This is a genomic window from Flavobacterium sp., assembly GCF_035760125.1.
In the GTDB taxonomy this organism is placed as follows: domain Bacteria; phylum Bacteroidota; class Bacteroidia; order Flavobacteriales; family Flavobacteriaceae; genus Flavobacterium.
On sequence record NZ_DASTTN010000409.1, the window covers coordinates 1 to 9,637 of the forward strand.

Sequence of the window (9,637 nt, forward strand, 5' to 3'; positions counted from 1 at the left end):
AAAGGAGTTCCTTTTGTGTACTATGGTGAAGAGATTGGAATGCATAATATCATCGCGAAGAATCTGGATGAGATGGTTGATATTCAAGGAAAAACGCATTATGAATTGGCTCTTGCCAAAGGGAAAAATCCCATTGAAGCGCTTCTTGAAGGAAATGAAAACAATCGTGATAAATCCCGTAGTCCGATGCAATGGAATGGAAAACCTTTTGCTGGATTTTCGGACGAGAAAACATGGATTAAAATTAATTCTGATTATCAAAAAAACAATGTCGAGGAATTATTGAAGAAAGAAACATCAATTCTTAATCGCTACAAAAAGTTGATTGCCTTGAGGAATAATGAAAAAGTCTTGCAATATGGTGAATACGATAGACTTGAACATAAAGACGATCAAATTTTGTTTACGCGATCTTTTGAAGGAGATCAAATTACAGTCGTGATTAATTTTGGTTCGGAAAAGAAAATAAATCTTCCAAAAGGAGGTGAAATTTTAATGGGCACTGCCAAATTAAAAACAAACGATTTTATAATTTACAGAAATTAGAATTGACAAACCTTAATTTCGAATAGAACATTTTACTTTAAAAATAAAACTAAAAAAAATGAATTTAAATATCTCAAATAATTTAGGTAAAAGTGCTGTTTTTGAGCAAATTGCAGCAGCATTAAAAAAAGAAAATTTCACAGTCGTTCAAGAAGACCAGACCAGACCATGGGGAGGTTTTTTTGTTATTGATGAAAGTCAGGCTGGTGCTTTTGCTGCCAAATTTTTTCCACATTTGGAGATGGAAACGATTAAAATCACCAATAAGTTAAGTCCAAAGATTTTGGTTGTGGCTCCTCATAAACGTTTGTCATGGCAATATCATTTTCGAAGAGCGGAAATCTGGGAAATATTGTCGGGTGTAGTAGGGGTGAAGACTAGTATGACAGACGAAGAAGGAGAAATTCAAGAGCTTGCACCAGGCACTTTTATACAAATGGACAAAGGGGAACGTCATCGCTTAATTGGATTAGAATCTTGGGGAGTGGTAGCCGAGATTTGGGAGCATACAGATCCAGAAAACCCTTCAGATGAAGAAGATATTGTTCGTTTGCAGGATGATTTTGGTAGATAAATAATGTAATAAAAGGGGGCAGTTTGCCCCCTTTTATTATTTGAATAGAAAAAAAACTAATATTCCCATCTAACGAAGGCCTCCATAGCCGCATAAGTGGCAAGCCCGAGTTCTTTATAAAACATCGCTGTTTCTTTATTTCTGTCTTCGGCTCTTTGCCAGAATTCCCTAGCATCCGACCCTTGGAACACCACACCGTCTTTTTGGGATTGGTGTTTGAATATTCCGTGTCTTTTGGACAATACCTGATCTGGGCTCATTGGTACGGCCATTTCAATCTCATCGATTCCCCATTCCTGCCAAGCGCCTCTATATAACCAAACCCAGCAATCTTTCATAAAATCTTTTGGTTTGAGTCGTCTGGCGGCTTCAAAAATGGCATCCAAACACACTTTATGTGTACCGTGCGGATCCGCCAAATCGCCGGCCGCATATATTTGATGCGGTTTTATCTTTTCGATAAGATCCATAGTTAATTGAATATCCACTTCTCCTAAAGGTTTTTTCTCGATAGCTCCTGTTTCATAGAAAGGAAGCTCCATAAAATGAATCTGTTCGTCTGGCAAACCTACGAAATGGCTCGTTGAACGGGCTTCCCCTTTTCTAATTAATCCCTTTAAGTATCGAACTTCCGGAATGTCTATTTCGCTGGATTTTTTGTTTTTAAGGAATGTTTCGGCCTTTTTGTAAATGGCATCTGCTTCAACACTTTTTATGCCGAATTTCTCATTGTAATCAAGAACAAAATTAGCAAAACGAAGTGCCTCATCATCGGCCACAGCAATATTTCCCGAAGTTTGGTACGCCACATGCACTTCATGTCCTTGTTGTTGTAGTCTCATGAAAGTTCCCCCCATACTGATAATGTCATCATCGGGATGCGGACTGAAAATCAATACTCTTTTTCTTGTAGGTTCCGCTCTTTCGGGTCTGTTCGAGTCATCCGCATAGGGTTTTCCTCCAGGCCATCCGGTAATTGTATTCTGTAATTTATTGAATATTTTGATATTGATATCGTAGGCAGGCCCTGAATCGGCTAATAAATCGCTCATTCCGTTTTCGATATAATCGGCATCGGTAAGCATTAAAATTGGTTTCTTTAGGTGTAGAGCCAAAGACAATACTGCTTTTCGAATCAATTTGTCGGTCCATACGATTTTCTCCACTAACCAAGGAGCACTGATTCTTGTCAATTTTGAGGAAGCTTCTTTATCCAAAACAAAAACGGCATTTTTATGTTCCTGCAAAAAGGAAGCCGGTATTTGATTGGTCACTGTACCTTCAACTGAAGCTTTGATGATGTTTGATTTTCCTTCGCCCCACGCCATTAAAATAACTTGTTTGGCCTCCATTATTTTTTTTACACCCAGCGTGATTGCCGTTCTTGGGGTATTGCTTAATCCCGAAAAATCGCCGCTAGCCGCCACTCTGGTGATATGGTCCAATGCCACCAATCTTGTTTTGGAATTCTGCAAAGAGCCCGATTCGTTGAACCCAATGTGACCGTTACCGCCAATTCCCAAAATCTGCAAATCAATGCCTCCCAAAGCCTCTATTTTGGCTTCATAACCGGCGCAATAATCCGCGATTTCTTCTTTTGATAATGTTCCGTCGGGAATATGGATGTTTTCCGGTAAGATGTCAACCTGGTTAAACAACAACTCTTTCATAAATCGCACATAGCTGTTTATGGAATCGGGTTCCATCGGGTAATATTCATCCAAATTGAATGAAATTACATTTTTAAAACTCAATCCTTCTTCTTTGTGCATACGTACTAATTCGGCGTATAGGCCTTTTGGGGAAGATCCCGTCGCCAGCCCTAATACGCAAGATTCATTGTTCTCTTGCTTTAATTGGATTAGATTCGCTATTTCTTTTGCAACAGCCACGGATGCCGAAGTTGAGTTGTCGAAAACGAAGGTGTTAATGTTCTCAAATCTTTTTTCAAATCCTGTTGATTTGTCTATATTGCTCTTTAACATTTTTTGATTTATTATGTTACTGTTTCTTTTACTGTGCTATTATTTTAGGCTCTGGACCAGCTTCTGTATTTATGCCCTTTTATTGCAAAAAACAGAATCATAAAGTAAGACGGTAATAATATTAAATAGGCGAGTTGGTTTCCGCTTTTTACAGTTTCCTTAAGGATTTTGGTTTGGTTACTTATATCAATCGAATCGGCCAATGCACCATACATTAATGGAAAAATGGCGCCACCTATAATTGCCATAATTAGCATAGCACCACCAATTTTGGTATAGCCTCCTAAGTCTTGAAGTGCCATAGGCCAAATTGCTGGCCAACATAATGCATTTGAAAGTCCCATTAGTGCCACTAAAATAATTACGAGCGGTAATGCAGGAATTCCTGGTAATGCAATCATTGTGTTAGGTGAAACGGACACAATTGACAGTACCAAAATAACCCCCAATAAACCTGAAATTTTTAAAGCGGTGACCTGAGTAACATATTTTGGAATTAAACTCATTCCTAGAATATATCCTATAACCATAGCAGTCATGGTAAAGGAAGTCAGCTTTAGATAAAAATCACCATTTTCTCCGTATACTCCTAATTTTTTCCCGAAACCGCCTATTGAATCCCCTGCTAAAACTTCTGCAGCTATATATAACATCAAAGTTATTACACCCAAAACTAATTGCGGACGTTTTAATACATCTCTAATTTGTTGAAAAATGCTTAGGTGTGCTACATTTCCATCTTCGTCCAGGCTTATCTCTGGGAGTGGTGAAAATTTAACCAATATTGCTAAAATAAGTATGATCAATCCCATATAAATATAAGGGGTTTGTAGTTGTAGTGCAAGAGAGTCTAATGCTGCTGATTTAGCCGTAGCGTCTAGAGCAGCAATTTTATCGGCTGTATAATCTGCCATATTAGACAATACCAAAGTCGTTAATGCAAGTGGTGCTATAAATCCGGCCAACTTATTGGCCGTACCTAAAATACTTATACGCGCAGCTGCACTTTCGCGAGGACCAATTACTACAACATAAGGGTTAGCGGCAGTTTGTAAAACAGCCAAACCTGTTCCCATAATGAATAATGCTCCCAAGAATAAACCAAAAGTTCTTGTTTCTGCAGCTGGATAAAACATAAACGCTCCAAATGCAATAATTATCAGTCCTATTGACAAGCCATTTTTATAACCTACTTTTTCAATCAACCAAGAAGAGGGAATTGCCATAACAAAATAGGCAATATAAAAGGCAAAAGTGACGAAATATGCTTGTGATTCGGTTAATTCACATGCTAATTTAAAAAACGGAATTAAAGGACCGTTTAACCAAGTCACAAATCCAAAAATAAAAAACATAAAGGTTAAAATAGCCATTGGTATTAATGTGCTATTTTGTTTATTTGCAAGGGAAATATTCATTTCGTTCATAATATTCTTGTTACTATTTATAATTTAAATCAAGGATTTTTTTTGGTAGTTTGATGTAATAAAAAGAACTTCCTTAGTGAAGGAACTATTTTATTTGCAGTAATTCATTCTCATAGAAACTAATAGTTTCCTGTAATGCCCTATCAATCGTATAGTCAGGTTTAAATCCTAATTGATTAAATTTGGTTGGATTTGCAATCGAATGTTTTATATCCCCGGGTCTTTCTTCTAAAAATTGAATCTGAGATTTTGAGTTGGTAATTTCGATTATTTTTTTTGCTAGTTCCAAAATAGAGGTGCTATATCCCAAAGCTACATTATAGGTTTCTCCACCCATTTTTGAAGCTAAAATATTTGCTTTAATAACATCCTTCACATAAATGAAATCTCTTGTTTGTGAACCATCTCCATAAATTGTTATAGGCTGATTTTGAAGTGCTTTATTTATAAAAATAGGCACTGCTGCTGCATAAGCTGATTGCGGATTTTGGCGAGGTCCAAAAACGTTAAAATATCGTAATGAAGCAGTCGGGACATTCCATTGATCTTGATACATTTTCAAATAAAACTCGCCATCCAGTTTTGTAACAGCATAAGGTGTCATTGGTTCAGGTGTCATTGTTTCAATTTTGGGCAATATGGGATTGTCGCCATAATTTGCCGCAGAAGACGACAGCACCACTTTACAGCTGTCGTTCTTCTTTGCAGCCTCCAAAATATTTATTGTTCCCAATGTATTTATATCAATACACTCCTTGATGTTCAACAGTGATTCAGGTACACTTACCAAAGCCGCTAAGTGAAATATTCCGCTGGCTCCTTGAGCTATTTCTTCCACAAGATCTTTATCCCGAATATCTCCTTTAATGAAATTAACATTCAAGCCATTAAGATTTTTTTCAAATCCTGTTCTTAAACTATCCAATATGATTACTTCGTGTCCTTTTCCGGATAAATATTCGGCAATATGACTTCCTATAAAACCAGCTCCTCCTGTAATTACATATTTATTCATGGTTTCCTTTTTTTAGTTTTTGCCTAGTTTTAGTACCAGTTTATTTCAGGGTAATGCTTTTTCAAATATTCTTTTACCTCAAGTATATCTTCTTTTGCAGTTAAGTCTGGAACGTGTTCTGAAAAAGGAATACCAACAGTCATATTTGGATGATCTTTTATGGCGTTTAAAAGAGCTGTTGGAAGTTCTTTTTCGTCTCTTTCTGGATGAACTGGACAGTTTTTGAGATAGGGATATAAAAGTGCTCCGTCGAATTTGAAAGCATTCATGCTTACTCTTAATTTGCCTTCTGAATCCTTATAATCCTCAATACTATCAGCCGAAGGTTTTTCGAGAATATCCAAGAGTTGATTATCAACTCCTAGTTTTGCAATAGCAAAGCGTGAAATTCGTTCTGAAGGAAATTCCATTGCGTCCCGATCATAACTTATGAAAGCATTCGGGCTGTTCGTTTCTCTAAGTGCCAAAAGAGCTTTGGTCGAATATAAATTATCACTATTACACACTGAATATAATTGAGTGTTTAGTTCCGAATACTGTTCTACTGCCTGAAATAAAGCATCTGCTGTACCAAATGGTTTTATTCTGTTTTCGGGAACATACTGAACGGCAAATGAAATATTTAATCCATGAAAATCATTGTTTTCATTTTTACTTCCGTAAAATTCTTTGAATAATTCTCCTTGTTCACCAATGATAATATATATGTTTTTGTATCCGGCTTTTTTAGCATTTAGCAAAAGGTAATCTAATAAAGGTCTTCCATTTGGACCTACTCCAATAAGTCCTTTACTTCTCTCATTGGCTTGTTGGATTTCTTCTTCATTTAAATTTTCCAATGAAGATTGTTTTTTCATTCTTGAAGATGCTCCTCCTGCCAAAATAATTAAATTGTTATGCATGGTTTTTATATTTAATTCTATTATAATATTCTCGCTCCAGGATCTACGCCCACAGCATAGGCCTCTTTTGCACCTGCCTCCAAAATGGATTGGACAACTCGCTCTTGATTTTGAGGATCAGCAATTGCTACTATACAGCCGCCGCCGCCTGAACCAACAATTTTTGCTCCGTAGGCACCTGAGTTTAATGCGGCATTTATCATAGCATCAATTTTTGGCACTGTAATTTTTAGTAAATCTCTCAAGACGGCATGATGTCCATTCATTAATTCACCAATCTTTTTTAAATCAAGAGTCGGCTTCTGAAATTCTTTCAAAGCAAGTTTAGTGTATTGATGATTTTTTATTGCTGCTTCGAAATAAGGAATCAAACGATCTGGTAAAAAGTTACAATATTTCTTTAAATCTTCATTTTCGGCACTATTTAAATCAAAATCGTTATAATTCTGTTTTACAATATCTATCGCCAATAATGCATTGTTTTTTAATTCACCAATTAGGCCAATGGTTTCTTTTGGCACACCAGAAACACCTATAATTAGGCCTTTTAAATCAGTGCCAATAATAGAACAGTGAAACGGTTCTTTTGTGTTAATATGCACAATATTACCCATACTGATACTGTAATGATCCATCATTCCTCCAGGTTCTCCATGTTCCAATACTTCAGAAACATAACCCATTTGGGCAATAAATTCAGGTGTTACTTCCTCGTTCACACCAAATGCTGTTATCAAAAAGTTAATCCATGCTATTAATAAAGCAGATGAACTTGATGTGCCGGAATTAATAGGAATATCTCCAGTTATAGTAATATCATATCCAACATTTGGAATGCAGCCATGTCTTCTTAGTACCCTTAATGATGACGCAAAATAATCACGTGGTTTTAATTCTGGAAAAGTTTCATTAATATTAATAATTCTTATTTCATTAATATCAATCATATTTAATTTAAATACGTTGGAGGTATTTTGTACTGCGGTTAATTTTATGTCTCTGTCAATTGCGCATGCTATAACTGGTAATCCAAGATAATCTTGATGGTCTCCAAAGAGACAAGTTCGACCCGGGGCTAAGGATATAATTTTCTTCACTTATAAAATGTGTTAAGTTGTTGTTTATTAATGTTTTAAATTTAAAATGAATGTAGGTAGCTATTCTTTAAATCCTTTTCAACGCAACGAAATTATATATTAAGTTTTAATAAAACAAGTAAAAAACAAAAAAATGTGCTCGAACACACTAAATTTATGTTTTCGAGCACACAATATTTGTGTTTTCGAGCACATTATTTGTAAAGTATCCTTAAATTAGCAAAATTATGTGGTGGATTTACTGATGTTATTTTTATAAATAGATTAGAATTCTATTGTGTTTAAATTTTAAGTTGCTATTTATAAAGTATTCCTTTGGGCTCTTTGTTTAAAAGTAAAAAAGAATAATTATTGTAAAACTAACGAAATTACTGTATGATAATTCGATTTAAATCAAACACATTTGTTTCTATATATTAGAAAAAATAATTGTTAGTAATACATTGGGGTTAAAAACTTAACGAAAAACTTATATATTTGCGAATATGGATAAGAAATATACAATAAAAGATATTGCTCAATTAGCTGGAGTTTCGAAAGGAACTGTAGATAGAGTTCTACATAAAAGAGGAAAGGTTTCTGATGACGCTCTAAAAAAAATCAACGAAGTTTTAAACGTTATAAACTACGAACCAAATCTTATTGCTAGGAATTTAAAGAACAATAAAGTTTATCGTATTTGCATATTGCTTCCTGATCCTAAAATCGATCCATATTGGCTGCCTTGTATAAAAGGGATAGAAGATGCTGTGCAAGAATTTAGAGCATACAATTTTGCAATTGAAACTTTTTTCTTTAATCCGGAAGGCAAAAAATCTTTTTTAAAAATTAATGAAACAGTTTTGGAAAAATCGCCAGATGCCGTTTTGTTACCACCTTTATTCCATAAAGAAACGTTGGAGGTTATCAAGAAATATGAGGAGCTGAATATTATTGTAAACACCTTTAACAACCAAGTTCAATCAGATTCAATAAAGAGTTTTGTTGGTCAGGACTTATTCCATAGTGGAAGAGTAGCTGCTAAATTATTGGATTTACTTTTGAAAAAAGGACAAATTGCCGTCATTCATATTGACGAATCTATAAAGAATGCAATTCACATGCAGGAGAAGGAGAGAGGCTTCCGAAATTATTTTAGTGAAAAAGGAAAACAGGATTATAATATCACAACCCTAAAATTAAAAAATCCGAATGTTGAAATCAATTTCACTAACTTTCTTAATGAAAATCCAGATTTGTCAGGAATCTTTATTTCTACTTCAAAAGCCTATCAACTGGCTAAAGTTATTAGTGAAACAAAACATAAAAAAATTGCAATCATTGGATATGATTTGATTGAGAATAATGTGAATTATTTGAATCAAGGAGTAATTGATTTTTTAATACATCAAAATCAAAAAAGGCAAACTTATCTTGGTGTTACTTCTATAATAGAATTTTTCCTTTTTGACAAAGAGATCCCAAACACAATCCTTTTACCGATTGATATTGTTAATTCTGAAAACGCTTCATTTTATATCGAATAGTTTTTTCTTTTAGATTGAAATAACCCAATATCGCTATACAGAAAGTTCGTCGACTTTTGTATAGCTTTTTTATGTTAACTATTTGGTTTCAAAAAATCCTGTATTCATTTTTATTGCTATTAGGTAATTTAACTAGAGGACAATTCAATTTGTTTTATGGTTTTGTGTGCTCGAGAACATAATTTTAATGTGTTCGAGCACATTTTGTTGCTTTTTGCTTGTTTTATCAAAATCTAATCTATAATTTCGTCACGTAATTAAAAAGAGTATCTCTTAATTTTTAAAAATAATATCCTTTTAAATTTATTTTAATCAAAATAACTTGTTTTAAATGAGTTGTTTATGTTGTTTAAGATTGCTTTTATTCTTAATGATTCTTGGGTGAATTGGACTTTTAATCATGAGTTTTTTGCATATCATAAAAATAGAAATAGCAATTTTTTAGTAACAAATTAATTAGACTCTTTTTAGCCCAATTTTTGCAATTTGATAAACTGCTAACAAATTAATTTAATTTATAAAATGACAAAAATATTAATAGTCGGAGCTAGCGGACAACTAGGAT

General features: G+C 34.3%; 7 protein-coding genes and 1 pseudogene. 3 read left to right on the plus strand and 5 right to left on the minus strand.

All coding sequences use genetic code 11. From position 1 onward, the window contains the following. Both VFS71_RS14460 and VFS71_RS14465 read left to right on the plus strand, forming a co-directional pair. Nucleotides 1-546, plus strand: a pseudogene (locus VFS71_RS14460) (glucohydrolase); the annotation flags it as partial. Nucleotides 547-604: 58 nt separating this feature from the next. Continuing rightward, nucleotides 605-1,120, plus strand: a complete 516-nt coding sequence (locus VFS71_RS14465) for a phosphoheptose isomerase (protein WP_326402102.1) — start codon at nucleotides 605-607, stop codon at nucleotides 1,118-1,120. Nucleotides 1,121-1,176: 56 nt separating this feature from the next. On the opposite strand, the gene nagB is transcribed toward VFS71_RS14465, so the two are convergent. The 5 genes from nagB to VFS71_RS14490 form a co-directional block, all read right to left on the minus strand. Next, on the minus strand, nucleotides 1,177-3,105 hold the full coding sequence (gene nagB, locus VFS71_RS14470; RefSeq protein WP_326402103.1) for a glucosamine-6-phosphate deaminase: 1,929 nt from the start codon (nucleotides 3,103-3,105) through the stop codon (nucleotides 1,177-1,179). A gap of 44 nt (nucleotides 3,106-3,149) precedes the next feature. Next, complete coding sequence (locus VFS71_RS14475) at nucleotides 3,150-4,532, minus strand: sugar MFS transporter (RefSeq protein ID WP_326402105.1); 1,383 nt, start codon at nucleotides 4,530-4,532, stop codon at nucleotides 3,150-3,152. An 85-nt stretch (nucleotides 4,533-4,617) separates the two neighbouring features. Then, on the minus strand, nucleotides 4,618-5,547 hold the full coding sequence (locus tag VFS71_RS14480; RefSeq protein WP_326402106.1) for an NAD-dependent epimerase/dehydratase family protein: 930 nt from the start codon (nucleotides 5,545-5,547) through the stop codon (nucleotides 4,618-4,620). Between the two features lie 29 nt (nucleotides 5,548-5,576). After that, entirely contained in the window at nucleotides 5,577-6,449 is an 873-nt protein-coding gene (locus VFS71_RS14485; protein WP_326402108.1) for a sugar phosphate nucleotidyltransferase, read from the minus strand. Between the two features lie 20 nt (nucleotides 6,450-6,469). After that, a complete protein-coding gene (locus VFS71_RS14490) occupies nucleotides 6,470-7,546 on the minus strand; it encodes a mevalonate kinase family protein (RefSeq protein WP_326402109.1) in 1,077 nt (358 codons plus the stop codon). 485 nt (nucleotides 7,547-8,031) lie between these two features. On the opposite strand from VFS71_RS14490, the gene VFS71_RS14495 reads away from it, so the two are divergent. Then, on the plus strand, nucleotides 8,032-9,072 hold the full coding sequence (locus tag VFS71_RS14495) for a substrate-binding domain-containing protein (protein ID WP_326402110.1): 1,041 nt from the start codon (nucleotides 8,032-8,034) through the stop codon (nucleotides 9,070-9,072). Nucleotides 9,073-9,637 lie beyond the last annotated feature (565 nt).